Here is a 24,755-nt window from a genome sequence, read left to right as displayed (position 1 = left end):
CGCCACGCGCCCCGCCAGTATCCTTTTTGTGCCTCGGACACCGTGATGTGCGTTCTTCACAGAACCACTTTCTGTGCTTACCTGTGCGACAAGGTTTGAACGAGGCGTCAAAAATGGAACTTGGTCTTTATACATTTGTCGGGATGAGTCCGGATCCTGCAACCGGCGTCGCCATCAGCGCGCACCAGCGCATGCAGAATCTCCTCGAGGAGATGGAACTGGCCGACCAGGTAGGGCTCGATATCTTCGGGATCGGCGAACATCATCGGCCGGACTTCGTCATCTCGACACCGGCGGTTGCTCTCGCCGCCGGTGCGGCGCGCACCCGGAACATCCGCCTGACGAGTGCCGTCACGGTGCTGAGTTCCGATGACCCGGTGCGGGTATTTCAGGAGTATGCGACGCTTGATCTGATTTCCTCCGGCCGCGCCGAGATCATGGCTGGCCGCGGCTCCTTCATCGAATCCTTTCCGCTCTTCGGCTATGATCTCAATGACTACGACGAACTTTTTGCCGAGAAACTCGACCTTCTGCTCAAGCTGCGGGACAGCGAGCGTATAACCTGGAAGGGCAATTTGCGCGCTTCCCTGAACGATCTCGGCGTCTATCCGCGCCCATTGCAAAATCCCCTGCCCGTGTGGATTGCCGTGGGCGGGACGCCGCAATCGGTCATCCGCGCGGGAACGCTCGGTCTCCCGCTTGCCGTCGCTATCATCGGCGGCGAGCCGCATCGTTTTGCGCCGCTGGTCGAACTTTACCGCGAGGCAGGAGCCAAGGCCGGCCATTCCCCGGACAAGCTCAAGGTCAGCATCAACTCGCACGGTTATGTTGCTGCGACATCGCAGGCTGCCTCCGACGAGTACTGGCCGTCCTATGAAGTCGTGATGAACAAGATCGGCCGCGAACGCGGCTGGCCGCCGAGCAATCGCGCCCAGTATGAAGCCGGCCGCACCATACGCGGTGCCTTACTTGTCGGCTCGCCTCAGGAAGTGATCGACAAGATCATGCTGCAGCATACCTATTTCAGGCATGACCGCTTCATGCTGCAGATCGATCTCGGCAGCCTGCCGCACACCAACACCTTGAAGGCCATCGAACTCTACGGGACCGAAGTCGCACCGGTCATCCGCAAGGAGCTTGGTGGCGCGAAGCCATCTTGAGGAGGTTGGTTCAGCGATGCTCGATCGACAGCAGCGTATCAACCGCCCATTGCTTTAAACCGGGGTCGTCCATCAGGATAAAAAGGTAGGTCACACCGTCGCTCGCAACGGCGCAGCCCTCGAGCCACTGATCGGTCTTGCCGTTTTCCAGTTTGTTGTCGTTCCATAGGCCGTAAAAGCTGAGCGTGTCCTTGACGACTGAAACGTCGAGCTTGCCGGTAAACCCTTCCGGCGGGCGGCGGTCATCATGTTCGATGGTCGTCGCGGCCGGCACGACGATGCAGCCGATACTCTTGAACACATTCTGTTTGAAACGATCGTCCCAGCCCAGAATGAAATGTCCGGGCAGCGTTATCCACCAATTATCGCCAAAGGGTTGCGGCCGTGGATAGCGCAGATAGCCCATGCCGGGCGGCCTCGGCCACGTCTTCGACCGGCTCGCAGCCTCAAAGGCGGCGACATTCAACTTCTTGTCTGTTTCGAGGCGTGGTTCTTCCCTTGCGATCTTGATGAGTTCCGAGAGCACGTGAATGAAAAGCGCTTCATACTGGTCGATCGGGCCACGCCAGGGGAACGAGCGCCACAACATCGCCTCGGCCAGTCCAAATGCCGCCCGCGCGGGCAAGCCGAAATCCCACCAGGGAAAAAAGTTGGCAGCCTCACCCTTGAAACCGAAGAAATCCACGTCGCGGGGCCCGCGAACTGTCATGATCCGATCCTTGAAAACATCAAGCGCTTCGCGTGCTGACAGGGAAAGGGACAGCGGGCCATGCTTGCTGGCGCTGCTGCGCTCGACGACGACTTTCGAGACCGAGTTGAAATAAACACTCATGTGAGTCTGGAGGACATCGTAATTTCGGTCCGTCCAATACCGGGTGTCGTCGCTGAATTCCTTATCCTGCGTGACGACAAGTTTTTCCTGTTCGACCAGTTCATCCAGCAAGGCCACGAGATAATCATGATAACCCGGGCCGGTTGCCACCGTCGCCGCCGAGAAATTAACCCGAGCGCTGTCTTGGTAGAAATGCACATCCTCGTCCGTCGGCAAGATCGAGCAGCTTGACCTCGCCTTGCCGTCATCACCCTCTGCAGTGATGACAGCCAGCGGTCCCAAAGTCGGTTCCTTGCGCGCCAACAGGCAAAACTTGCGGGCGAGATCCTTGGCGCTCGGCCGCTGCTTTGAAGATTTGATATTTTCTTGGCGAGAGAGGACGAGTCCCAGAATAATGCTCACGAAAGCCCTCGGCGATATTGGAAAGCGTTGTATCTGATCGGCAGTCTCGGCGGCGGCGCGCGGCGCGCTGTCAAAAATCCCGCCACACGCAGGTGCTATGAATATTGCGAATGAAGGATCGGCGCGCAGTGACCGATGGAACTGGAAGGTGTCGCGAAGGTCATGCCGTCCGGCATGAAACACTCGATCGCCACCTCTTCCAATCTGATCGCCACCATTTTCAGGCAGAGGGAGAATTGAGAAGGGGCCGCCTCATTGGCAGCCCCTGTTTATTCGATGATCTGGATTGGCGAATTATCCACCGGCTTTGGTGGCTCGGTGGTTTTCCCTTTTTTCTTCGGGGCAACGCTTGGTTCCGCAGTCCGCGCCACGGGGGAGCGGGCATCCATGAACGATTGGATTTCGTTGAGACCGACCGTATCGCCATTGCCTCGACTGATTTCATCAAAGTGGTCGGCGATGAAGCCCCAACCAGCATCCTTTGCCTGTTGTGCCGTCAAGCGGCCCGAGGGGCCGGCCGCCGCCTCGAACTGCCTCTTCAACCGCTGATCGAGTTCTTTCTGAATGTTCTGCGGCGTCATCGGTGTACGCACCGTGCCGGGCGGGTCGGGCGGTGGGAAGCCCAATTTCTCGCCCGCACTCGCAGGCGACAAGAATAGGATGCTGGCGGCAATTGCCAACATCGTCCCCGATAGAAGTTCGACAAATCGCATAAAATACTCCCAGTCCAATGCAATAGATGGGCGCGGTTTATTGTTTCGCCCAAATGGTATCACCAATGGCAACTCGATAAAATGCGAGCCTAGAAGCGCAGTAACGCCTGGTCAATTATTCGAAAGTTCAACACGCCCGTTTTTTCAACGCCACGCAACATGGCCTATGCTTTAGGCGAAAGTGGCGGAGTTGCCGTCCGAAACCAACTGCAATCCAAGATTGGTGTCGAGACCGAACCCCTGCATCAGGCGGCGCGTGGAGAAATCTGGATTGCCCGATGTGAACACGGCAAAATCGTCGCCGTGTTCGGGTTCTTCGCCGGTACCGTCGACCTTGAGCAATGAAAGACCACGGCGAGCAATGGCCTCTGCGGGATCGAGCCAATCGACCGGCCAGGGAGCGAGCCGGCGAAAGACGTTGGCGAGGAACGGATAATGGGTGCATGCAAGGACGACGATGTCCGTCCGCTTGCCGTCCCGTTCGTAGAAGCAGGGAGCAATCTCCTGCCTGATTTCGGCATCATCGACAAATTCCCCGCGAATATGAGCTTCGGCCAGGCGGGCGAGGCTCTGGCTGCCGACAAGACGCACATGGCATTGCGAGGCAAACGACTGGATAAGGTCACGTGTATAGGCGCGCCGAACCGTTCCGGGTGTTGCAAGAACGCTGACGAGGCCAGACGAAGTCCGCTCGGCCGCCGGCTTGATGGCCGGTACCGTGCCGACAAAGGGGACGCCCGGATAGGCTCTGCGCAGATCGTCGAGCACGAGCGTCGATGCAGTATTGCAGGCGATGATTGCGATTTCGGGGTCGTATTTCGCGATCAGTCCACCGAAGAGTTCAACGATGCGCTGGCACAAAGCCGCCTCCTCCCAATCGCCGTAGGGAAAGCCGGCATCATCCGCGATATAGACGAAGCGTCGATCTGGCATCAGCACCCTCGCCTCGCGCAGAACGGTAAGGCCGCCAATGCCGCTGTCGAAGACAAGGATCGGCCGGTCGGCAACCCGCTCATTCATCGTCCGTCGGCCTTTCATTTGCCGGCTCATCGATCGGCTTTGCCCGCTTGCGCCCTTCCGGCGCTCCGGCGCCGCGCGGCGTATCGGGGCTGAAGAAGTCGAGAGACACAAGGACGCCGCGCAGGAGCTTCAGCTCCGAATCCGAAAAACCCGGCCGGGTGAGGACGCCGCGCAGATTATTGACCATGATCTCCTTGCGGGCCATCGGCCGGAAATATCCCCTCGCCTGCAGCGCTTCCTCCAGATGGTTGAAGAAGCCCTGCAATTGATCCTTTGGCGCCGGCGCAAGCTCGGGGCCGCGAAAGGCGGTATCGGTATGTTTCTCGAGGCCGGATTTCATCCATTCATAGGACATGAGCAGGACCGCCTGGGCAATGTTGAGTGACGAGAATGCCGGATTTACCGGAAACGTCACCAATTCATCGGCAAGGCTGACTTCGTCATTATTGAGGCCGATCCGCTCGCGCCCGAAAAGAATTCCGGTACGCTCGCCACTGTTGAAGCGCTGGCGCAGCACGACGCCCGCCTCCACCGGCCCCCGCACCTGCTTGAACGCATCGCGCTCGCGCGCCGTCGTCGCATAGACGAAATTCAGATCCTTGATGGCGGATGGCAGATCCTCGAAAACCTGCGCCGCATCAATGATGTGGTCCGCCCTGCTCGCCGCGGAGCGCGCCTTCTCGTTGGGGAATTCCTCGCGCGGCTTGACGAGCCGCAGTTCCGCCAGGCCAAAATTGGCCATGGCGCGCGCCACCATGCCGATGTTCTCGGGCAATTGCGGCTCAACGAGAATAATTGCCGGGCCTTCGGCAATAAGCGTGCGTTGTCTATCTGTACCGGCCATCTCTTGTTCCTGCTGATATTGCCGCCGTCATAACGCGCGATCTTTTGATGGGCAATCCTGCCTTAAAATAACGGCATGGCTGGTCGGCAGCTTTGCGTTCGGCGATCCCGATGCTATAGGGGCGCGAACCCTCACTGAAAACCGATGCTGACATTCCCACACCCAGCAAAATAGAGGCTGACTATCCATGGCAAAGATCAAGGTTGCAAATCCGGTCGTCGAGCTTGACGGCGACGAGATGACCCGCATCATCTGGCAATATATCAAGGAAAAGCTGATCCATCCTTACCTGGATATCGATCTGAAATATTACGACCTCGGGATCGAGCACCGTGATGCCACCAATGATCAGGTGACGATCGATGCGGCCAATGCCATCAAGGAGTATGGTGTCGGCGTCAAGTGCGCGACGATCACGCCGGATGAGCAGCGAGTCGAGGAATTCGGCCTGAAGAAGATGTGGAAATCGCCCAACGGCACGATCCGCAACATTCTCGGCGGCGTCATCTTCCGCGAGCCCATCATTGCCAAGAACGTTCCCCGCCTCGTTCCGGGCTGGACGCAGCCGATCATCGTCGGCCGCCATGCCTTCGGCGACCAGTACCGCGCCACCGACTTCAAGTTCCCGGGCAAGGGCAAGCTTACGATCAAGTTTGTCGGCGATGACGGCCAGACGATCGAGCACGAGGTCTATGACGCGCCCGGCGCCGGTGTTGCCATGGCGATGTACAATCTCGATGAATCGATCCGTGATTTCGCCCACGCTTCGTTCAACTATGCCTATAATCGCGGCGTTCCCTGCTATCTGTCGACCAAGAACACCATCCTCAAGGCCTATGACGGCCGCTTCAAGGACATCTTCCAGGAAGTTTACGAGGCAGAGTTCAAGGCGAAGTTTGCCGAAAAGAAGATCTTCTACGAGCATCGCCTGATCGACGACATGGTTGCTTCCGCCCTGAAGTGGTCCGGCGGCTATGTCTGGGCCTGCAAGAACTATGACGGCGACGTGCAGTCCGACATCGTCGCGCAGGGCTTCGGCTCGCTCGGCCTGATGACCTCGGTTCTGATGACGCCGGATGGCAAGACGGTCGAAGCGGAAGCTGCGCACGGCACCGTGACCCGCCACTATCGCCAGCACCAGAAGGGTGAAGAGACTTCGACCAACTCGATCGCTTCGATCTTCGCCTGGACGCGCGGCCTTGCGCATCGCGCCAAACTTGATGGCAATGCCGAGCTCGAGCGCTTCAGCCACACGCTGGAGAAGGTCTGCGTCGACACTGTCGAAGCCGGTTACATGACCAAGGACCTCGCGCTCCTGATCGGCCCGGATCAGCCCTGGCTGTCGACCACAGGCTTCCTCGACAAGATCAATGAAAACCTGTCGAAGGCGATGGCTGCCTGAGCCATCTCAAAGCATCGATGCAAGGAGCTCCGGTTTTCACCGGAGCTCTTTTTGCTTATGCGCTTTGCGAATGAGCGATGCGAAAATGGCGCGCCAAAAAGCGCTGTTTTGGGTATTATGCCTGATGCTATGATCACCCGAGGGGACCGAAGATGAGCAAGCAGCAGTTCTTTTTCCGCCTGATCCCGCCACGCCCGACCTTTGCGGACGACATGGACGATGACGAGCAAGAGCTGATGCGCCAGCACGCAAGCTATGTGCAGGAATGTTTCAACGAGGGCTTCGTCCTTGCCTATGGCCCGGTGCATGAGCCCGACGGCAGCTTTGGGCTCGCTCTCCTTGAAGTGAACGATCACGCGGAAGCGGTGCGCTTCGGCGACAACGACCCGACCGTACTTGCCGGCCTCAACAGCTATACGATAGCGCCCATGCATATCGCGGCTGCACAGGCGCCGCGCGAGGAGTAAGCACGGCGCTAGCTTTCGTTGCCTGAACCCGCTTCCCCGGTCCCGACCGCGTTTCGCCGAGGTGGAGTATCCGCCGCTGCGGCAGAGTCGGAGCGGCACTAAAGGTCGGAGCGGCAGCAACCTCAGCGAACCTCCTCTTTTGCTCCAGCACCTTCTGAAAGACCGCTGCGGATATTTTGCATACAATCGTTGAACTGTTTCAAACACGATATGCGCGGCAAACATCTCCGGACCGATGAGGGTAACCGCCCCCATACGCACGTCCTTAACAACGCCTGCCGACTGGCATCCGTTTAGTGCGACAAGCATGGCCGCCAACCCAAACGCGACACCCCCGTTTCATAGGGACCCGCCTCAAAACCATGTGTTAGACGTAAAGCAACGGTCGCCCGTCACAACAAATAATAAAACTTCAATACCGGCCAAGATCAGTCAGCGCTTCCGCAATAGTCACTCGAATTTAGTGTCTATACCAAGCCAAAAACTTAATAATCAAAATACTATTCAAGCATTACATCATGCACCACTTGAAAGTGCAAGTGCGTTCCAACGCAGCACTATTGACAATAAGTATAATACGCACAGCGGCGAGTTGGCCCGGTCATACCGCAGGATGACCGGGCATTCGAACCTAGGCGCCGAGCGCCTGGCGCACGGCCGATATCGCGTCTTCCGCTTTTGCGCCATCCGGGCCGCCGGCCTGGGCCATGTCGGGCCGGCCGCCGCCGCCCGCGCCGCCAAGAGCGGCGGACGCAATGCGGACAAGATCGACGGCGCTGTACTTGCCGACAAGATCCTCGGTGACCCCGACAACCGCGCTCGCCTTGCCATCTTCGGAGACGCCGACGAAGGTGACGACCCCCGAGCCGACGCTCTTCTTGGCATCATCGGCGAGTGGCTTCAGGTCGCGCGGATTGACGCCGCTCACCACCTTGCCGATGAAGCCGACACCGTTGACCGTCTCCGGCGCGCCGCCCGCGGCTCCGGAAGAACCGCCAAGAGCCAATTGCTTGCGGGCTTCGGTAAGCTCGCGTTCGAGCTTGCGGCGTTCATCGACCAGCGCCGTTACGCGGGCAAGCGCATCGGCCGGCGTCGCCTTCAGAACCGACGCGATCGCCTTGACGCGGTCGTCCTGTTCCTCGAGATAGCGCCGCGCAGCTTCTCCGGTCAGCGCCTCGAGGCGGCGCACGCCAGCAGCGACAGCGCCTTCAGAGACCACGCGAATAAGCCCGATATCACCCGTGGCGCGTACATGCGTGCCGCCGCAAAGCTCGGTGGAGTACCTTTTTCCGGCCTTCTCGCCCTGCACTGCCGTGCCCATGGAGACGACGCGAACCTCATCGCCGTATTTTTCACCGAAGAGCGCCATAGCGCCTTCGGCAATCGCATCGTCGACCGCCATGAGGCGCGTCGATACCGGCGCGTTCTGCAACACGATCTCATTGGCGATGTCTTCGATTGCCGCAAGTTCCTTGTCGGAAATCGGCTTCGGGTGTGAAAAATCGAAGCGCAGCCGGTCCGGGGCAACAAGCGAGCCCTTCTGGGCAACATGGGTTCCGAGCGTTTCGCGCAGCGCCTCATGCAACAGGTGCGTTGCCGAATGGTTGGAGCGGATGCGGGTGCGGCGTGCCTTGTCGACGATAAGTTCGACCGGGGCACCGACCTTCGCCGTTCCCTTCGTCACCTTGCCGATGTGGACGAAGACGCCGTCATTCTTCTTCTGCGTATCGCTGATCTCGATGACAAGGCCGTCGCCGGTGATCGTTCCGGTATCGCCTTGCTGTCCGCCGGATTCGCCATAGAAAGGCGTCTGGTTGACAACGACTGCCACAGCGTCGCCTTCGCCCGCCGTTTCGACGCTGGCACCGTTCTCGACGAGGGCGGTTATGACGCCTTCAGCCTGTTCGGTCTCATAGCCGAGAAATTCGGTGGCACCGACCTTGTCGCGAACCGAGAACCATACGGTCTCGGTCGCCGCATCGCCGGAACCCGCCCAGCTCGCGCGCGCCTCGGCTTTTTGCCTTTCCATGGCGGCATCGAAGGCTTCCGTGTCGACGCCGATGCCGCGCTGGCGCAGCGCATCCTGCGTCAGGTCGAGCGGGAACCCATAGGTATCGTAGAGCTTGAACGCGGTCTCGCCATCGAGCTTGTCGCCCTCGCCGAGGGATTCGGTCGCTTCGCCGAGGAGGCCGAGCCCGCGATCGAGGGTCTTGCGGAAACGCTTTTCTTCAAGCTTGAGCGTTTCCGAGATCAGTGCTTCGGCACGCACGAGTTCGGGATAGGCCTGGCCCATTTCGCGCACCAGCGCCGGCAACAGCCGCCACATCAAGGGCTCGCGTGCGCCAAGGAGCTGCGCGTGACGCATGGCGCGGCGCATGATGCGGCGCAGCACATAGCCGCGACCCTCGTTCGACGGCAACACGCCATCAGCGATAAGGAAGCTCGACGAGCGCAGGTGATCAGCGATAACCCGGTGGCTGGCGCGGAACTTGCCCTCGGCCTTTACTCCCGTTGCCTCCTCGGATGCGTGGATCAGCGTCTGGAACAGATCGATGTCGTAATTGTCATGCTTGCCCTGAAGCACGGCGGCAAGGCGCTCGAGGCCCATGCCGGTATCGATCGACGGGCGCGGCAGATCGATGCGCTGCTCCTTCGTCACCTGCTCGAACTGCATGAAGACGAGGTTCCAGATTTCGATGAAACGGTCGCCGTCCTCATCGGCGCTGCCGGGAGGGCCGCCCCAGATTTCAGCACCGTGATCGTAGAAGATTTCCGAGCACGGGCCACACGGACCCGTATCGCCCATCGCCCAGAAATTATCGCTCGTGGCGATGCGGATGATTTTCTCTTCTGGAAGCCCGGCGATCTTCTTCCAGAAACCGGCCGCCGCATCGTCGGTGTGGTAAACGGTGACCGTCAGCTTGTCCTTTGGCAGCCCGAATTCCTTGGTGATCAGGTTCCACGCAAGCGAGATCGCCTCTTCCTTGAAGTAATCGCCAAAGGAAAAATTGCCGAGCATTTCAAAGAAGGTGTGGTGACGCGCCGTATAGCCGACATTGTCGAGGTCATTGTGCTTGCCGCCGGCGCGCACGCATTTCTGCGATGTCGTCGCCCGGTTGTAGGGACGGTGCTCGATGCCGGTGAAAACGTTCTTGAATTGCACCATGCCCGCATTGGTGAACATCAGCGTCGGGTCATTGCGCGGCACGAGCGGGCTCGACGCCACGATCTCATGGCCGTTCTTCTTGAAATAGTTCAGAAATGTCGACCGGATCTCGTTGACGCCACTCATGCTGCTTGCCTTCTGACTTCTTATATCCAAATGGAAATAGCCCCATTCTTAGTGAAGGAGCGGAACGAAACGCTTGTAGCGACAGGGCTGCGTGCTGTCCAGAAAATCCCTATTGCCGCGAGGTGCGACCGGCCAGGGAATGGCCCAAGGTAAAGCGCGGCCGGCCAGGGAATTGGCCAAGGCAAAATGCCAAGACCCGCAGCCGTCACTGGCCGCGGGTCTCAAATCCTCAGTCAATATCTGGAGGCGGCTCAGCCTTCGGCGGCGTCGGGTTCGTCATCCTCTACTTCCCCGACATTCTTGTCGAGCATCTGCTCGGCAATGAGACCGGCATTCTGGCGCAACGCCAGTTCGATCTCATTGGCTATTTCCGGATTCTCCTTGAGGAACAGTTTTGCGTTGTCGCGGCCCTGGCCGAGGCGCTGCGAATTATAGGAGAACCATGAACCAGACTTTTCGACGATGCCGGCCTTGACGCCAAGATCGACCAGCTCGCCCGTCTTGGAGACGCCCTCGCCATACATGATGTCAAACTCGACCTGCTTGAAGGGCGGCGCCAGCTTGTTCTTGACGACCTTGACGCGCGTCTGGTTGCCAACGACCTCGTCACGCTCCTTGAGCGATCCGATGCGGCGGATATCGAGGCGAACAGATGCATAGAACTTCAGCGCATTGCCGCCCGTTGTCGTTTCTGGTGAACCGAACATCACACCGATCTTCATGCGGATCTGGTTGATGAAAATGACCATGCAGTTGGAACGGGAAATCGATGCGGTAAGCTTGCGCAGCGCCTGGCTCATCAGGCGGGCCTGCAGACCCGGCAGGGAATCGCCCATCTCGCCCTCGATTTCCGCCCGGGGCGTCAGCGCCGCAACGGAATCGACGACGAGAACGTCGATGGCGCCGGATCGCACCAGCGTATCGGTAATTTCAAGCGCTTGCTCGCCCGTATCCGGCTGCGAGATCAGAAGGTTCTCAAGATCAACGCCAAGCTTGCGGGCATAGACGGGGTCAAGCGCGTGCTCAGCGTCGACAAAGGCGCAAATGCCGCCCTTCTTCTGGGCTTCGGCGATCGTATGCAGGGCAAGCGTGGTCTTGCCTGAGCTTTCAGGCCCGTAAATCTCGACGATGCGGCCTTTCGGCAATCCGCCGACGCCAAGGGCAATATCGAGCGACAGCGAGCCGGTCGGAACCGTTTCGATCTCCACAACCTGCTCGTTGCGGCCAAGCCGCATGATCGAGCCCTTTCCAAAGGCCCTCTCGATCTGGGACAATGCCGCATCCAGCGCTTTCGTTTTATCCACCGAATTACCCTCAACCAACCGCAATGAATTTTGAGCCATGTTACACTACCCCTGTGTTGTGCATGAAGTCCCGATGTCGCTTCTGATGAACTTATTTGTATCTGTTTTGTTCTCATTTTGCAATAGACATAAGTAATTGAAATAAATGCATAACTTCAAAATGTTCGTAAAATGTTCTTGTACGGGCGCGACATGCTGTCGGGCAAGCTTTCCCCTGTTTCCGGGCGTTGCCGGACAAACCGGAGTTACGAAAATCGAATCGGCCGGATTATTGCGCCGGTCCGACTGACACTTTAGAGAGGTAGCGCAACGCCAGCCCTTCAATCCGTGGTTTTAATCGGAAAAGCAATCACCCATGACGTCAGGCAACAAACCGCTGCTCTTTGCTGTTGGCGGCGCCCATCTCGACCGGCGCGGCCAAAGCACCGTACCGTTTGTCCCCGGCGCTTCGAACCCCGGCATCATGCGCGAAGAGCCGGGCGGCGGTGTCTTCAATGCGTTAAGGTTGGCGATGCAGCGCGGCATCGCCGCTGAACTCTTGTCCATACGCGGCGGCGACCGTATCGGCGAGACGATTGGCGCAGCGATCGAATCAGCCGGCATCATCGATAGCTCCGTCGTCTTCATGGACCGGGCGACGCCGAGCTATACGGCAATCCTCGACGAACATGGCGATGTCGTCGCCGCAATCGCCGACATGGCGCTTTATGAGATCGGCCTCCCCCGGCAACTGCGCCGGCGCAAGGTGCGCGATGCCGTGGCGGCGGCCGACGCCATATTTTGCGATGCCAACCTTCCGGCCGATGCGCTGGAAAGGCTTGCGGGCCTCGCAGGACATCGGCCGATCTATGCCCTGGCGATATCCCCGGCAAAGGCGGTGCGCCTGCGCACGATCCTTGGCAATCTCAGCTGCCTTTTCATGAACCGCCGTGAAGCATCGGCGCTGACCGGTCTTGGCCAATCCGCAGAGCTAAAGGAAATCTGCGCAGCTTTGCGCGCGGCGGGCCTTCAAGGCGCCGTCGTCAGCAATGGTGCCGGTCCCACCCTCGCCTACCATAATGATCTTGCCTATACACTCGAACCGCCTGGCGTCGACGGGATTGCTGATGTGACCGGCGCAGGTGACGCGCTTGCCGGCGGCACGATTGCCGGGCTGATGCAAGGTGTCGCGTTTCACGAGGCAGTCCGCCAAGGTATGACCGCGTCGATGCTGACATTGAAGACACATTCCGCCAGCCCGATCTTTACCCCCGAGGAATTCGACGCAGCGCTTTCCTTGATACCCGATGCGACCTTGCTGCGTTGATCAAAGGAGCCGACATGACCCTCAATCCCTTTACCGATATAGCCCCCGAGGTCGCGCAGGCACTTGATGCGGGCAAGCCGGTTGTCGCGCTGGAAAGCACGATCATCACTCATGGCATGCCCTATCCCGACAACAGCCGCATGGCCGCGGATGTCGAGGCCATCATCGCGGAAGAAGGCGCTGTCCCAGCGACGATCGCCATTGTCGATGGCCGCCTCAAGATCGGGCTATCCGCCGATGAACGCGAAGCGCTCGCGCAGGTGAATGGCGCCATGAAGCTGTCGCGCGCCGACCTTGCCTTTGCACTTGCCGAAGGACGCACTGGCGGCACGACGGTTGCAGCCACCATGCTTGCCGCGCACCTTGCTGGCATCAAGGTCTTTGCCACGGGCGGAATCGGCGGCGTGCACAAAGGCGCAGAATTGAGTTTCGATATTTCGGCTGACCTTGAAGAGCTCGGTCGGACCCCGGTCATCGTCGTCTCGGCCGGGGCCAAGGCCATTCTCGATATCGAAAAGACGTTGGAAGTGCTTGAGACCAAGGGCGTTCCGGTCGTCGTCCATGGCGCCGATGTGCTTCCCGCCTTCTGGTCGCGCCAATCGCCGATCAAGGCGCCGTTGCGGCTCGACTCAGCCGAGGCAATCGCCGGGTTTCAGCGGGCACGCGAAGCCATCGGCGTCAACGGCGGCATGCTGATCGCCAATCCCATTCCGGCAGCGGACGAAATTCCGGCGGAGAGGATGGCGGGCTATATCGGCGAGGCGATCGCTCGTGCTACGAAAAATGGCGTCACCGGCAAGGCCGTGACGCCATATCTCCTTTCCGAAATTCTCGACATCACCAAGGGCGAGAGCCTCAAGGCGAACATCGCTCTCGTCGAGAACAATGCGCGCCTTGCAGCGAAGATCGCCGTGGCGCTCGCTATCAGGTAAGCGGCGCGATCTGGATTTCGACGCGGCGGTTCTGAGCGCGCCCGGCTTCGGTCGCGTTGGTTGCCACCGGCTGCGAGGGGCCGAAGCCGCGTACATCGAAGCGGCGGTTGTCGATGCCCTGCTGGGTCAGGTAGTTGGATACGGAAAGCGCCCGGCGCTCGGACAGAAGCTCGTTGTGCTGCAGGCTGCCGGTTGAATCCGTATGGCCGGCGACATCGACGATGGTCTGGTTGAACTTGCGCAGGACCACAGCGACGGAACTGAGCGTCGGGTAGAACTCCGGCTTCACCTGATCCTGGTCGGTGTTGAAGGTAATGTTCGACGGCATGTTCAGAATGATCCGGTCGCCATTTCGGGTCACCGAGACGCCGGTCCCTTGAAGCTGCGCGCGCAACTCCGCTTCCTGGCGGTCCATGTAGTTGCCGATCGCGCCGCCACTGAGCGCACCGATGCCTGCACCGATCAGCGCGCCATTGCGACCCGACTTGCCGCTGCCGCCACCAATGGCAAAACCGGCGAGCGCACCTGCTGCCGTTCCGATCAAGGCGCCGCCGGCGGTGTTCGACATCTTCTGGTCACCCGTATAGGGGTCCGTCGTCGTGCAGCCCGCCAGAAAGGTCGCTGCCAGGCAGCTGATGGCAAATTTCTTCATCATCGAATCAAGTCCCCGTTTGGATGTGGCGCGGACTATACAAGCGATTCGGGCAAAATATGGGAGGCCAAAAATGCGTGGTAGACGCACCTATACAGCCATCCTCGCGACTTGGCTGGCGGCCTTTAGACTAAGGTCGAACTGATTTTGGGAAGGCTCGGTATGACGGCGCGTGGGGGCTACGTTCTGATCCGTGCCATCGCGAGACAATCGGCATACCGACCTTCCTTGAAGGCATAGGCTTTGAGGAACCCCTCGCGTTCAAAGCCAAACGTCTCATAGAGGTGAATGGCAGCCTCATTGTCGGTGAAAACCGTCAGCTCAACGCGCTTGATATCCAGCCAATTATCAGCTGCGTCGAGCAAGGCACCGACGAGCGCCCTGCCGATGCCCCTGCCGGTAAACTCATCGTGGACACCTATGCCAAGGCCCGCCGCATGTTGGCGTCTGCCCTGGAATCGCGTGAGCCCCGCAAGTCCGACGATCTGGCTGTTGATTTCGGCAACGATGCTAAGCGTTGCGGTGCCATGGCCGGCGAGCCACGATCGCGTCTGCTCGACGCTTTGATAAGGCAGGCGCAATGTCTCGGCGCGGTAGTGGGGCAAATTCGAAAGCGCGGTGATCTGCTCGACATCTTCCGCCCGTGTGGCGCGGATCAGGAATTCTGGAGCAGATTGTGGTTTGGGTTCACTCATGAAGCTCTCCATCTTGTTTGAGAGAGCGGAGTTCCTACCCTGCTCATCTCGGTGGCAGGGTTTGGTGGATTATCGCGGTCGATTCAGCGCAACAGGATTCCACCATCCCCGACAGGGATTCCGCGTGGCATCCTGATGGTCGAGCGAACGGTCATTGCAGCGATTAATACCTACTGAGCTGGCGAATTCAATGAAAGGCGTCAGATGAGCTTCATCAGCGTCGCGAGTATGCCAAAGCCAAGGGCTAGCATTGCGCCGAGGCGCAAAGTCAACGTCAGATTAATCGCGTTGACGGCCGCTGCGAGATCGGCCTTTGTAACGAGTTCTGACATGATGTAATCCCTCGCTGCTTCGGCATGGGTCTCTGCGTGCTGCTGGTCGATACCACCGGCACGCAATCGTTTTGAATATCCAAGCGTATCAAATGCTATCGCCATCGTCATGTCTTTTCCCATTGGAACTGCCATAAATTCGCATAACAACATCAGAGGTTTCAATTCGACTTTTGACTCATTTTCTCAACGTTCTTCAAAAAATTTGACAGCCTTTGCATCCTGAATTCATTTGCGTCCATCAGGACAATCAATGATGCTCCCCGCCATTCGAGAAGAAGGGCGAGAACCATGACGCAATCACAAGAAGCTCCTGTTGCAATCATTACCGGCGGAGGACGCGGCATGGGCGCCGCCATCGCGCGCGAACTGCATGGCCGCGGCTATCGCCTCGGCCTGATGTCGCCCTCAGGCAGCGCCGTCGAGCTTGCAGGCGAACTTGGCGCGATCGGTCTGAAAGGATCCGCGGGCGAAGCCAGCGATCTCGAGGCGCTGGTCGCACAAACCGTAGAGGCCTATGGCCGGGTCGATGCCGTGGTCAACCACACGGGACATCCGCCGAAGGGGGATCTTCTCGACATCACCGACGACAAATGGGCGATTGGCAACGACCTGATGGTGCTGAGCGTGGTACGCATGGCGCGGCTGGTGACGCCCTACATGCTCAAGCAAGGCAAGGGCGCCTTCGTGAACATCACGACTTTCGCGGCCTTCGAACCAAGCCTGGTCTTTCCGGTATCCTGCGCCTATCGCGCCGCGGTAGGTGCCTATACCAAGCTTTATTCGGACCGTTATGCCGCCGATAATATCCGCATGAACGCGTTGCTCCCGGGCTTCATCGACAGTTTGGACCACAAGCCGGAGACTGCCGAAAAGGTCCCGATGAAACGCGTCGGCACGATGAACGAAATCGCCAAGACCGCTGCCTTCCTGCTATCGGACGATGCAGGCTATATCACCGGGCAGAATATCCGTGTCGATGGCGGGATTACGCGTCACGTCTAGGATAGGCTGACGCCAAACGTCTCACGCAGCTGCCTTTGCCCGTTCGGCGTGACGGTTACGGCCCGCGTCCCGTCCACGCGCCTGATCCAGCCGCGCTCGAAGCAATGGCTGCACAGAGCCGCGCCGATGGCCCCGGCTAGATGCGGGCGTCTTTCGCTCCAGTCGAGGCAGGGCCGGCAGAGAATTCGGCCACGGGCTGCGGTCAAGGCCGCAATGTCGATACCGGCGTGGTCAAGGAGCGCGCGCCCGCTCTCCGTCACCTCGCCGGCGTCGAGGCCGAGCTCGAGGTGACCCGCGTCAACCAGCGCGTCGGTGATTGCGACGCCGAGATGGCCGGCCAGATGATCGTAACACGTTCGCCCTGCCCGCAAGGCGGCGTCGCGCGGCCCTGTTCGAACGGGCTTGGCAGCGACGCCCGGCGCGGCAATGCGCATGATGCTCTCGATCATCTGAGCTACGGCGGGCGATGCCAGGCGGTGGTAGCGGTGCCGTCCCTGTTTTTCCACCGCCAGCAATCCGGCTTCGGTCATGCGTGTCAAACGGCTGCTCGCGGTCTGCGCAGTGATCCCGGCGAGTTGCGCGAGTTCCGATGCCGTCAGCGCGCGTCCGTCCATCAAGCCGTTGAGCATGCTTGCGCGTCCGGGATCTCCCGCCAGCGCTGCAATTTCGGCAAATTTCGCATTGTTCGACATCGCATCTTCCTCACGCCATCTTGCCCTAAATTGCCCAGCCCCTGCCGACAAATGCTTCGAAAACGGCCGAAGTATCAAGCCGCCTTCGCGGCCTATGTTGATGGCCAGTTAGAAACGCGATGGAGCGAGAGAAATGGCGATCACCTGCATTATCAAATACGAAATCGATCCCTATCAAAGGGGTGCATTCGAAGAATATGCCCGCAACTGGAACGAGGCTATCCCGCGCTGCGGCGCCGACCTGATCGGTTATTTTGCCCCACATGAAGGTTCTGCTACCCTGGCCTACGGCATCTACAATATTGAGAGCCTCACAGCCTACGAGGCCTACCGTGCCAAGCTGCGGGACGATCCGGTCGGCCGTGCGAACTATGCGTTCTCAATGGAGAGGAAATTCATCCGCCGCGAGGATCGCACGTTTCTCACTCACGTTTGCGGATTGAACGGGAAGGAACTGATCCGATGATTGCAGTGATTTTCGAGGTTGAGCCGGCAGAGGGCCGCTCCGGGGATTATTTTGATCGGGCAGCGGATCTGCGTCCGCTGCTGGAGACGATGGACGGGTTCATCTCCGTGGAACGGTTTCGCAGCCTTGCCAACGAGAACCGCTACCTTTCCCTTTCCTTCTGGCGCGACGAAGCGTCAGTGGCGGCTTGGCGCCAGACCGAGGAACATCGCCTTGCCCAACGCGACGGCCGTGGTGGGATCTTTGCCGACTATCGGCTGCGGATTGCGTCCGTTGTGCGTGACTACGGCCTCAGAGCCCGTGACGAGGCTCCGTCTGATGCGCGGGCTTACCATCATGCCTAGGCCCGTTGTCCGTGATTGCGCTCGGCGCATGCCGGTCCTGGACCACGCATATAGTGGCGTTCGGGCCGGTAGCTCGGCACAATGAACTCGCGGACGACGCGAAGCGTATCGCGCAGCTGGATAATCATGGTCATCATGTCTGGTCTCTTGCATTTTGGCTGCCGGGCGAACCGGTAGCGATCAATTAGCTAAAATTTAACTCATAAATATGAACAGCTCCTGAATGCCATTGGTTAAAGACCGATAAATTCATCAATCATTAGCCTTAACCACTTGGGCAAAAAGACGTTTTCGCAACGGAAATTGCCGCGAGAATGCCCCTTTTTAAAGCATTGCGACCGCTTCGGGCTTGTCCCTACGTTCAATCACGCATTGCCGATCAAGATACCCGTCGCGAGCACAAGGCTGCCTCCAAGGACCACCTGGATCGCCGCGCGGAAGAAGGGCGTCTCCATGAAGCGATGCTGGATATAGGCAATGGCCCAAAGCTCAACGAAGACGACGAGGGCAGCGACAGTGGTGGCTGTCCAGAAATCGGGGATCAGGTAAGGCAAGGCATGGCCGAGACCGCCGATCGCCGTCATCAACCCATTGGCAAGGCCGCGTTTCAGCGGCGATCCGCGGCCGGAGAGCTTGCCGTCGTCGTGGGCGGCCTCGGTGAACCCCATGGAAATGCCGGCGCCCAGCGAGGCCGAGAGACCGACCAGAAAGGTCTGCCAGGTGTCCTGCGTGGCAAAGGCCGCCGCGAAGATCGGCGCAAGGGTTGAAACGGAACCATCCATCAGGCCGGCAAGCCCGGGCTGGATATAGGTCAGTATCAACTGGCGGCGCTCCGTTTGCTTTTCCGCGTCCTGAACCGCGTCGGGCGTATGTCTGAGACCAAGCCGGTGTGCCAGCGATTCATGTGCCTTTTCCGCAATGGCAAGATCGCCAAGCAGCTTGCGCGTCGAGGCATCGCTGACGAGTTTCATCGCCTCGGTATAAAACCGGTAGGCTTGTTCCTCCATTTTCTCGGCCATCTCGCGCACCTTGTCGATGCCAAGCGGACGCATCAGCCAATCGGGCCGGCGCTCGATATAACCGCGCACATGTTCCCGGCGAATGAGCGGAATCTGGTTGCCGAAGCGCTCCTGATGCAGCTCGATCAGCACTTGCCGGTGCCGGTTTTCTTCCTCGGCCATGTCTTCGAACACTTTGGCGCTGTCGGGAAAATTCTCGCGCAACCCATCCGCATAGGCGAGGTAAATTCGCGCATCGTCCTCTTCTGACGAAATCGCAAGCGCGAGAATCTCCTGTTCGGTGAGCGATTCGAGTGAATGGCGGCGATGGGAGAAGAACCGGCTGAGCATGACATCATCCTATTTTAGAATAATTCTAAACTATAGTTTCCAGCGTCATTGTTCAAGTCCGCGCAGGCCTTTCGATGGACAGAAAGAAACCACGCGGATATGGTCCGCTCCGTCGCAATCACCCAGGAACTCCATAATGACGCTTGCCGGTTTTGTCGCCTATTCGGGCGCTCTTGCCATTGCCGCGGCTATACCCGGCCCGGGCCTCACCGCACTGATCGCGCGCGCGCTCGGTTCCGGCTTTCGCTCGGCGCTGTTCATGTCGATCGGGCTCATTATCGGCGACCTTACCTACCTTACCGCAGTGGTCCTAGGCCTCGCCATGGTGGCGCAGACCTTTGGAACGGTCTTCCTCATCATCAAATGGGCGGGCGTTGCCTACCTCGCCTATCTTGCCTGGGGTCTCTGGTCCGCAGGTATTTCCGCAGAAAAGATCGAGGCGAAGAAAAGCCGCGGCGGGCCGGCTGCAAGCGTTCTTTCGGGACTTACCGTCACGCTCGGCAATCCAAAGACGATGCTGTTCTATATCGCCCTGACGCCGACGCTGGTTGACCTTCACGCTGTCACCCTCGCCGATTATTCGATATTGGCGACGATTACCGTGCTGGTGTTGCTGGTCGTGCTGATTCCTTACCTTGCCCTTGCAGCAAGGGCGCGTGGCCTCCTTGCATCGCCACGGGCGTTGAAGCGGCTAAACCGGACTGCCGCCGCCTTCATGGCCGGAGCAGCGCTTGCGATCGCCGGGCGCGCTTCCTGACTGGAATGATTTTCCAGTTTTCGCGCGATAATGGCAGGGTTTTCCAATGACGATGCGTCGACCGAACGGCTTCGACTAGGAAATTCCGCCGCTGCCCCATAAGATCGGCGCAACGACGCAATCAGAGGATGGGAGTTCATCAATGAGCAACAATGACGCGCGCAAACCGGGCCGTGGCCGCATCTACAATTCGATCGTGGATACGATTGGCGATACACCCATCATCCGGCTCGACAAGCTCGCCAAGGAAAAGGGCGTCGGCGCCAACCTTCTCGCCAAGCTCGAATTCTTCAACCCCATCGCCAGCGTCAAGGATCGTATCGGCGTCGCGCTCATTGAAGCGCTGGAGGCGCAGGGCAAGGCGACGCCGGGCAAGACGACATTCGTCGAGCCTACATCCGGCAATACCGGCATTGCGCTTGCCTTTGCCGCCGCCGCGAAGGGGTACCGCCTGATCCTGACCATGCCGGAAACCATGTCGGTAGAGCGGCGCAAGATGTTGAAGCTGCTTGGCGCCGAGCTTGTGCTTACCGAAGGCGTCAAGGGGATGAAGGGCGCGATTGCCAAGGCCAACGAACTCGTCGAAACGACGCCCGATGCGATTATTCCTGGCCAGTTCGACAATCCGGCCAACCCTGAAATCCATCGTCGCACCACCGCCGAGGAAATCTGGAATGACACGGAGGGCAAGGTGGATATCTTCGTCGCCGGCATCGGCACGGGCGGCACGATCACGGGCGTCGGCCAGGTGCTGAAGCAGCGCAAGCCCGAAGTTCGGATCGTTGCGGTGGAGCCAAAAGATTCGCCGGTGCTTTCCGGCGGCAATCCCGGACCGCACAAGATCCAGGGCATCGGCGCTGGGTTCGCGCCCGCCGTGCTTGACACACATATCTACGACGAGGTGATCCAGGTCTCGAACGAGGATTCCTTTGCCAATGCGCGGCTCGTCGCCCGGCTTGAGGGCGTTCCGGTCGGTATTTCATCCGGCGCCGCGCTGACGGCGGCGATCGAGATCGGCAAGCGCCCGGAAAATGCGGGCAAGAACATCGTTGTGATCATCCCGTCCTTCGCCGAACGTTATCTTTCCACGGCGCTGTTCGACGGGCTGGATAGCTAGTTTCGCGCATCCGCGCCACTGTGTACTTTGGCTCGTCCCGAGGATCCATTATCCGGTGGGAAGGTGGGTCCTCGGGACAAGGGCCCGAGGATGACAGCGGTGGTAGGTCAACGATGACGGTAGTGCTGCAAGGATTGGGAGGTTGTATCGGCAACGAGCGCATAGCCGGATAACGGAAATAGCTCAGCATCTCGAGCGGGGCCCTGCACGACCCACCCATTCCGAATGCGCACGGCTTCCTCCGACCGTCCGCTTTGGTCCCACTCGTCTTGTACCACCGCCACCCTTTGGCCCCCGCCTCACCCACCGTCACCTTTGGGACCGAACACCTTTCCCGTTGCCGTCATCCGCGGGGCTTAGGCGGATCGTCTGGCCAGACTACTTCACTGCCGTTATCCTTGGGGATTGTCGTGATTGTCCCGACGGCGCATTGCCCATTCCAGAAACCACTCCCGCTGCCGTCATCCTCGGGCGCTTGACCCGAGGATCTATTATCCGGCGGGAAACGAGGCAAAGTGGGTCCTCGGGACAAGGGCCCGAGGATGACGGCGGTGGTAGGTCGACGATAACGGTAGTGCTGAATGGCAGGGGTGGAAGGATGCGGTAGTTGCCCAACATTGATGGCGCGAGGTCGGATGGTCACGCGACTATGACAGCTGTAGGGCAAGGATGACGGAGGGGGTGTGCGAATTATGGCCGTAGGCGGCTGACGGTAGTGGCCTAAGGATAGCGGTAGTAATGGGAGGATGGCAGTGGTGGCCCAAGGATGAACGGTGGTAGCGCGAGAACAACGATGGGGAGGATGAAGTTGGAGCTTGGTTAAGCCCCGCTGTCGACTGACTAGGAAGGGGGTCCCTACTTCCCTACTTCCCTACTTCCCTACTTCCCTACTTCCCTACTTCCCTACTCGCCCTCCAGCATCTCCTTGACGGCCGTCGCGAGCTGTTTCAATGAGAACGGCTTCGGCAGGAATCCGAACTTTGCATCCTCGGGCAGATTGCGGGCAAAGGCGTCCTCGGCATATCCTGAGACGAAGATGAATTTTATGTCGCCATATTCCTTGCGCAATTCGCGCAGCAGCGTCGGCCCGTCCATTTCCGGCATAACCACGTCCGACACGATAATATCGACCTTGCCCCCAAGTTCCTTCATTACTTCCAGCGCCTCGACGCCGCTGGAAGCCTCGTGCACCGTATAGCCGCGCGACTGCAGCGCACGCAGCCCGCCCATGCGTACCGCATCCTCGTCCTCGACGAGGAGAACCGTCGCCGATCCTGAAAGGTCGGTCGCCTTTTCCGCCTTCTTCTCGCGCTTCGGCACTTCGGCGGCGATCACCTCGCCATCGGCATTGACGGCCGCCGCCTGCTTCTCCTCCACATAGCGCGGCAGGAATATGCGGAAGATCGTGCCCTTGCCGGGCTCGGATTCGCAGTGGATCGAACCGCCGGTCTGCTTGATGATGCCGTAGACCATGGAAAGGCCGAGGCCCGTCCCCTTGCCCACCTCTTTTGTGGTGAAGAACGGCTCGAAGATCTTGGCGATGACCTCCGGCGGCATGCCGGTGCCGCTGTCGGCAACCTCGACCAGCACGTAGTCCCCCGGAACGAGATCGCGGTAATTGAGCTCCGCGGATTCGGCCTCGCCGACATTGCGGGTGCGGATGATGAGGTCGCCGCCATCCGGCATCGCATCGCGTGCATTGACCGTCAGGTTGACGACCACCTGCTCGAACTGGCCAAGATCGGCCCGTACGGGCCAAAGGTCGCGGCCGTGCTCGATCTTGAGGTTTACTTGCGTGCCGGCAAGCCGCGTCAGCAGCATGCGCACATCGGCAATCACGTCGGTAAGGTTGAGAACCTCCGGCCGCAAGGTCTGACGGCGCGAGAAAGCGAGAAGCTGGCGCACCAGCGATGCGGCGCGGTTGGCATTCTGCTTGATGTTCATGATGTCGGCGAAGGACGGATCGGACGCGCGGTGATTGGACAGGAGCAGGTCCGACGACATGATGATGGCGGTCAGCACATTGTTGAAATCGTGGGCGATGCCGCCGGCAAGCTGGCCTACGGCCTGCATTTTCTGGCTCTGGGCCATCGTGGCCTCGAGTGCCTTTTGTTCCGTCGTCTCGACGACCGAAACGATCGCGGCTTCCTCGGCGCCGTCCTCCGATCCCGCATCGAACACCGGGCTGATGTAGAAACGCAGATGGCGTTCCTCATTGCCTGGAACGACCGTATCGACAGGCGAAATCTCGGCCTGACCGGCAAATGCAGCCGCAAGTGCCCGGTCAAAGGCTTCGCGGTCGCGCTCGTGCACCACAGTTTCCAGCGGGATGCGCCGGTCGATGTCGTCACGGTCGACGATGGGCGCGAACAGACCAAGGAACCGCGCATTGGTACGCAGGATCTTGCCTGTGGCATCGACGGCGGCAATTGCCATCGAGGCGGAATTGAAGAAGCGCGTGAACCGCACTTCCGCTGCGCGCAACGCGGCCGAGTTGTCCTCGCCCTCGGCGCGGTTGAGAACGATAGTGCGGCTCGGGCCCCGCCTTCCGTCACGCTGCACCTGTACGCGGTGATAAAAACGCACGGCGAGACTCTGGCCGTTGGCCTTGGCAAGGTCGAGGTCGATCACCGTATTGCGGCTGGTGCCGGGCTCGGTCTTGACCGCATTGATCAGCGCCATGCCGTTGCCGGCGACGATCTCGCGAACCATCATCGAACCCGGCGTAAACCGCGTCAGATCGACGCCGAGCCATTCGGCAAGCGTCGCGTTGATGTAGATGATGCGCCCGTCAGGATCGGCCGAGAAGAAACCGGCAGGCGCATGGTCGAGATGGTCGATCGCTTCCTGAATGTCCTGGAAGTAGCGTTCCTGCTCGGCGCGCTCGGCCGAAATATCGGCGATCTGCCAGGCATAGACCGGGGCGGTCTGGTCAGGAATGCCGGCGACGGGACGCGCCTTGATGCGGTACCAGGTCGGGACCGGTTCGCGCGACGGATCAAGCGGACGCGACAGCCTGAGTTCTTCCTGCCCGGAAATGCCGTCGCGCACGGCATTGGCGAGACGGTAGATGGGATCTGAGGCGGCAGCTTCCCCGGAAAGAATATGCTCGATCGGGCGAACATCATTGGAGTTGGTGACACCCGTCAATTGCGCATAGGCGCGGTTTGCGTAGACGATGCGCCCCTTCTGGTCGCAAACGACGGTGCCTTCGGGCAGCGTGTCGACAAACGCGCGGGTCAGCTCGTCGCTCGTGCCGCGCGGGGTGAACTGGATGACATTGATCGCCGAGCCGAAAAGATAGAACACGCCGGTCATGGCCAGCGTGCCGAGCAGTCCGAGGAGGAACTGTTGCCCCAACTGGTCGCGGTAAATGAAGTAGAGGATCGAAACGCCGACGAGCAGCACACCGAGGATGACGAGACGCAGGCCCGCCTTGTTCGACTTGGTATTCGCAATGATCGGTTCTGGATAAAGATCGCTGTTCGTTTCTTGAGACATGCGTCTCAAACCCCTTTTTACCTCACAATCGCCGCCACGGCCCTGGCTGCGCTGTCTCGCTTCGAATCGTTTGGATCATATCTTTTCGGCGCTATAAACCCTATCTTTCAAATGCGGGGCGTTCGTCCACTACTCGTTGGCTGACTGCCGATTCCATATCCCCGCCGGGCG

General features: G+C 59.6%; 23 protein-coding genes. 10 read left to right on the top strand and 13 right to left on the bottom strand.

Annotation, left to right across the window (positions count from 1 at the left end; genetic code table 11):
- Window positions 1-113: 113 nt before the first annotated feature.
- Window positions 114-1,160, top strand: coding sequence for an LLM class flavin-dependent oxidoreductase (locus GF108_RS16340; RefSeq protein ID WP_153669045.1), 1,047 nt, complete (start codon window positions 114-116; stop codon window positions 1,158-1,160).
- A gap of 10 nt (window positions 1,161-1,170) precedes the next feature.
- On the opposite strand, the gene GF108_RS16335 is transcribed toward GF108_RS16340, so the two are convergent.
- The 4 genes from GF108_RS16335 to GF108_RS16320 all read right to left on the bottom strand — a co-directional run bounded on the left by GF108_RS16335 (window position 1,171) and on the right by GF108_RS16320 (window position 4,971).
- The gene (locus GF108_RS16335; RefSeq protein WP_153669043.1) at window positions 1,171-2,394 is read right to left on the bottom strand and encodes a hypothetical protein; all 1,224 of its coding nucleotides are present in this window, start codon (window positions 2,392-2,394) and stop codon (window positions 1,171-1,173) included.
- Window positions 2,395-2,663: 269 nt separating this feature from the next.
- The gene (locus tag GF108_RS16330; protein WP_172982653.1) at window positions 2,664-3,074 is read right to left on the bottom strand and encodes a hypothetical protein; all 411 of its coding nucleotides are present in this window, start codon (window positions 3,072-3,074) and stop codon (window positions 2,664-2,666) included.
- A gap of 204 nt (window positions 3,075-3,278) precedes the next feature.
- Entirely contained in the window at window positions 3,279-4,145 is an 867-nt protein-coding gene (gene murI / locus GF108_RS16325; RefSeq protein WP_246663975.1) for a glutamate racemase, read from the bottom strand.
- Window positions 4,120-4,971, bottom strand: a complete 852-nt coding sequence (locus GF108_RS16320) for an RNA methyltransferase (RefSeq protein WP_091945538.1) — start codon at window positions 4,969-4,971, stop codon at window positions 4,120-4,122. The genes murI and GF108_RS16320 overlap by 26 nt, the downstream gene beginning before the upstream one ends.
- Window positions 4,972-5,158: 187 nt before the next feature.
- Between GF108_RS16320 and GF108_RS16315 the strand changes: the two genes are divergently transcribed.
- Together GF108_RS16315 and GF108_RS16310 are read left to right on the top strand one after the other, a co-directional pair.
- Window positions 5,159-6,373 carry an NADP-dependent isocitrate dehydrogenase gene (locus GF108_RS16315; RefSeq protein ID WP_091945535.1) on the top strand — a complete coding sequence of 405 codons (1,215 nt, stop codon included), beginning with the start codon at window positions 5,159-5,161 and terminating at the stop codon, window positions 6,371-6,373.
- Window positions 6,374-6,525: 152 nt separating this feature from the next.
- On the top strand, window positions 6,526-6,840 hold the full coding sequence (locus tag GF108_RS16310; RefSeq protein ID WP_027231647.1) for a YciI family protein: 315 nt from the start codon (window positions 6,526-6,528) through the stop codon (window positions 6,838-6,840).
- A gap of 631 nt (window positions 6,841-7,471) precedes the next feature.
- Here the strand turns inward: GF108_RS16310 and alaS are convergent.
- Both alaS and recA read right to left on the bottom strand, forming a co-directional pair.
- The gene (alaS, locus tag GF108_RS16305) at window positions 7,472-10,132 is read right to left on the bottom strand and encodes an alanine--tRNA ligase (RefSeq protein WP_153669039.1); all 2,661 of its coding nucleotides are present in this window, start codon (window positions 10,130-10,132) and stop codon (window positions 7,472-7,474) included.
- A 251-nt stretch (window positions 10,133-10,383) separates the two neighbouring features.
- Window positions 10,384-11,475: a recombinase RecA gene (gene recA, locus GF108_RS16300; RefSeq protein ID WP_027231649.1), complete on the bottom strand. Its 1,092-nt coding sequence runs from the start codon at window positions 11,473-11,475 to the stop codon at window positions 10,384-10,386.
- A gap of 316 nt (window positions 11,476-11,791) precedes the next feature.
- On the opposite strand from recA, the gene GF108_RS16295 reads away from it, so the two are divergent.
- Window positions 11,792-12,742: a carbohydrate kinase family protein gene (locus GF108_RS16295; protein ID WP_153669037.1), complete on the top strand. Its 951-nt coding sequence runs from the start codon at window positions 11,792-11,794 to the stop codon at window positions 12,740-12,742.
- 14 nt (window positions 12,743-12,756) lie between these two features.
- The gene (locus tag GF108_RS16290) at window positions 12,757-13,674 is read left to right on the top strand and encodes a pseudouridine-5'-phosphate glycosidase (protein WP_153669035.1); all 918 of its coding nucleotides are present in this window, start codon (window positions 12,757-12,759) and stop codon (window positions 13,672-13,674) included.
- Here GF108_RS16290 and GF108_RS16285 read toward each other — a convergent pair.
- The 3 genes from GF108_RS16285 to GF108_RS16275 form a co-directional block, all read right to left on the bottom strand.
- Window positions 13,667-14,329 carry an OmpA family protein gene (locus GF108_RS16285; protein ID WP_091945527.1) on the bottom strand — a complete coding sequence of 221 codons (663 nt, stop codon included), beginning with the start codon at window positions 14,327-14,329 and terminating at the stop codon, window positions 13,667-13,669. The genes GF108_RS16290 and GF108_RS16285 overlap by 8 nt on opposite strands.
- Before the next feature lie 176 nt (window positions 14,330-14,505).
- A complete protein-coding gene (locus tag GF108_RS16280; RefSeq protein WP_246663974.1) occupies window positions 14,506-15,021 on the bottom strand; it encodes a GNAT family N-acetyltransferase in 516 nt (171 codons plus the stop codon).
- Between the two features lie 200 nt (window positions 15,022-15,221).
- Window positions 15,222-15,458 carry a hypothetical protein gene (locus GF108_RS16275; protein ID WP_153669031.1) on the bottom strand — a complete coding sequence of 79 codons (237 nt, stop codon included), beginning with the start codon at window positions 15,456-15,458 and terminating at the stop codon, window positions 15,222-15,224.
- Between the two features lie 186 nt (window positions 15,459-15,644).
- Between GF108_RS16275 and GF108_RS16270 the strand changes: the two genes are divergently transcribed.
- Window positions 15,645-16,358: an SDR family oxidoreductase gene (locus tag GF108_RS16270; protein WP_153669029.1), complete on the top strand. Its 714-nt coding sequence runs from the start codon at window positions 15,645-15,647 to the stop codon at window positions 16,356-16,358.
- On the opposite strand, the gene GF108_RS16265 is transcribed toward GF108_RS16270, so the two are convergent.
- A complete protein-coding gene (locus GF108_RS16265) occupies window positions 16,355-17,050 on the bottom strand; it encodes a helix-turn-helix transcriptional regulator (protein ID WP_153669027.1) in 696 nt (231 codons plus the stop codon). The two genes, GF108_RS16270 and GF108_RS16265, sit on opposite strands and share 4 nt — an antisense overlap.
- A 133-nt stretch (window positions 17,051-17,183) precedes the next feature.
- Here GF108_RS16265 and GF108_RS16260 point away from each other — a divergent pair, with 133 nt between their 5' ends.
- Together GF108_RS16260 and GF108_RS16255 are read left to right on the top strand one after the other, a co-directional pair.
- Entirely contained in the window at window positions 17,184-17,516 is a 333-nt protein-coding gene (locus GF108_RS16260; protein ID WP_153669025.1) for an NIPSNAP family protein, read from the top strand.
- Window positions 17,513-17,860, top strand: coding sequence for an antibiotic biosynthesis monooxygenase (locus GF108_RS16255; protein WP_153669023.1), 348 nt, complete (start codon window positions 17,513-17,515; stop codon window positions 17,858-17,860). The genes GF108_RS16260 and GF108_RS16255 overlap by 4 nt, the downstream gene beginning before the upstream one ends.
- Here GF108_RS16255 and GF108_RS16250 read toward each other — a convergent pair.
- Window positions 17,857-17,997: a hypothetical protein gene (locus GF108_RS16250; RefSeq protein WP_153669021.1), complete on the bottom strand. Its 141-nt coding sequence runs from the start codon at window positions 17,995-17,997 to the stop codon at window positions 17,857-17,859. The two genes, GF108_RS16255 and GF108_RS16250, sit on opposite strands and share 4 nt — an antisense overlap.
- A gap of 228 nt (window positions 17,998-18,225) precedes the next feature.
- Window positions 18,226-19,209, bottom strand: coding sequence for an iron exporter MbfA (gene mbfA / locus GF108_RS16245; RefSeq protein ID WP_153669019.1), 984 nt, complete (start codon window positions 19,207-19,209; stop codon window positions 18,226-18,228).
- 136 nt (window positions 19,210-19,345) lie between these two features.
- Here mbfA and GF108_RS16240 point away from each other — a divergent pair, with 136 nt between their 5' ends.
- Both GF108_RS16240 and cysK read left to right on the top strand, forming a co-directional pair.
- Window positions 19,346-19,966 carry a LysE family translocator gene (locus tag GF108_RS16240; protein ID WP_027231660.1) on the top strand — a complete coding sequence of 207 codons (621 nt, stop codon included), beginning with the start codon at window positions 19,346-19,348 and terminating at the stop codon, window positions 19,964-19,966.
- A 142-nt stretch (window positions 19,967-20,108) separates the two neighbouring features.
- Complete coding sequence (cysK, locus tag GF108_RS16235) at window positions 20,109-21,083, top strand: cysteine synthase A (protein WP_153669018.1); 975 nt, start codon at window positions 20,109-20,111, stop codon at window positions 21,081-21,083.
- A 903-nt stretch (window positions 21,084-21,986) separates the two neighbouring features.
- Here the strand turns inward: cysK and cckA are convergent.
- Entirely contained in the window at window positions 21,987-24,584 is a 2,598-nt protein-coding gene (gene cckA / locus GF108_RS16230) for a cell cycle histidine kinase CckA (RefSeq protein ID WP_153669016.1), read from the bottom strand.
- Window positions 24,585-24,755: the final 171 nt, after the last annotated feature.

The sequence above is a fragment of the Phyllobacterium sp. SYP-B3895 genome (genome assembly GCF_009647635.1).
In the GTDB taxonomy this organism is placed as follows: domain Bacteria; phylum Pseudomonadota; class Alphaproteobacteria; order Rhizobiales; family Rhizobiaceae; genus Phyllobacterium; species Phyllobacterium pellucidum.
The sequence above is the reverse complement of the archived record's forward strand: the minus strand, read 5'-3'. Positions and strand labels throughout refer to the sequence as shown.

Coding starts and splice junctions, on each gene's coding strand:
- GF108_RS16280 (WP_246663974.1), bottom strand. CDS start 15,021: ATGAGTGAACCCAAACCACAATCTGCTCCAGAATTCCTGATCCGCGCC.
- GF108_RS16320 (WP_091945538.1), bottom strand. CDS start 4,971: ATGGCCGGTACAGATAGACAACGCACGCTTATTGCCGAAGGCCCGGCA.
- mbfA (WP_153669019.1), bottom strand. CDS start 19,209: ATGCTCAGCCGGTTCTTCTCCCATCGCCGCCATTCACTCGAATCGCTC.
- GF108_RS16260 (WP_153669025.1), top strand. CDS start 17,184: ATGGCGATCACCTGCATTATCAAATACGAAATCGATCCCTATCAAAGG.
- GF108_RS16255 (WP_153669023.1), top strand. CDS start 17,513: ATGATTGCAGTGATTTTCGAGGTTGAGCCGGCAGAGGGCCGCTCCGGG.
- GF108_RS16270 (WP_153669029.1), top strand. CDS start 15,645: ATGACGCAATCACAAGAAGCTCCTGTTGCAATCATTACCGGCGGAGGA.
- murI (WP_246663975.1), bottom strand. CDS start 4,145: ATGAAAGGCCGACGGACGATGAATGAGCGGGTTGCCGACCGGCCGATC.
- recA (WP_027231649.1), bottom strand. CDS start 11,475: ATGGCTCAAAATTCATTGCGGTTGGTTGAGGGTAATTCGGTGGATAAA.
- GF108_RS16275 (WP_153669031.1), bottom strand. CDS start 15,458: ATGGCGATAGCATTTGATACGCTTGGATATTCAAAACGATTGCGTGCC.
- GF108_RS16295 (WP_153669037.1), top strand. CDS start 11,792: ATGACGTCAGGCAACAAACCGCTGCTCTTTGCTGTTGGCGGCGCCCAT.
- GF108_RS16315 (WP_091945535.1), top strand. CDS start 5,159: ATGGCAAAGATCAAGGTTGCAAATCCGGTCGTCGAGCTTGACGGCGAC.
- GF108_RS16240 (WP_027231660.1), top strand. CDS start 19,346: ATGACGCTTGCCGGTTTTGTCGCCTATTCGGGCGCTCTTGCCATTGCC.
- cysK (WP_153669018.1), top strand. CDS start 20,109: ATGAGCAACAATGACGCGCGCAAACCGGGCCGTGGCCGCATCTACAAT.
- GF108_RS16310 (WP_027231647.1), top strand. CDS start 6,526: ATGAGCAAGCAGCAGTTCTTTTTCCGCCTGATCCCGCCACGCCCGACC.
- GF108_RS16340 (WP_153669045.1), top strand. CDS start 114: ATGGAACTTGGTCTTTATACATTTGTCGGGATGAGTCCGGATCCTGCA.
- GF108_RS16250 (WP_153669021.1), bottom strand. CDS start 17,997: ATGATGACCATGATTATCCAGCTGCGCGATACGCTTCGCGTCGTCCGC.
- GF108_RS16285 (WP_091945527.1), bottom strand. CDS start 14,329: ATGATGAAGAAATTTGCCATCAGCTGCCTGGCAGCGACCTTTCTGGCG.
- GF108_RS16290 (WP_153669035.1), top strand. CDS start 12,757: ATGACCCTCAATCCCTTTACCGATATAGCCCCCGAGGTCGCGCAGGCA.
- GF108_RS16265 (WP_153669027.1), bottom strand. CDS start 17,050: ATGTCGAACAATGCGAAATTTGCCGAAATTGCAGCGCTGGCGGGAGAT.
- alaS (WP_153669039.1), bottom strand. CDS start 10,132: ATGAGTGGCGTCAACGAGATCCGGTCGACATTTCTGAACTATTTCAAG.
- cckA (WP_153669016.1), bottom strand. CDS start 24,584: ATGTCTCAAGAAACGAACAGCGATCTTTATCCAGAACCGATCATTGCG.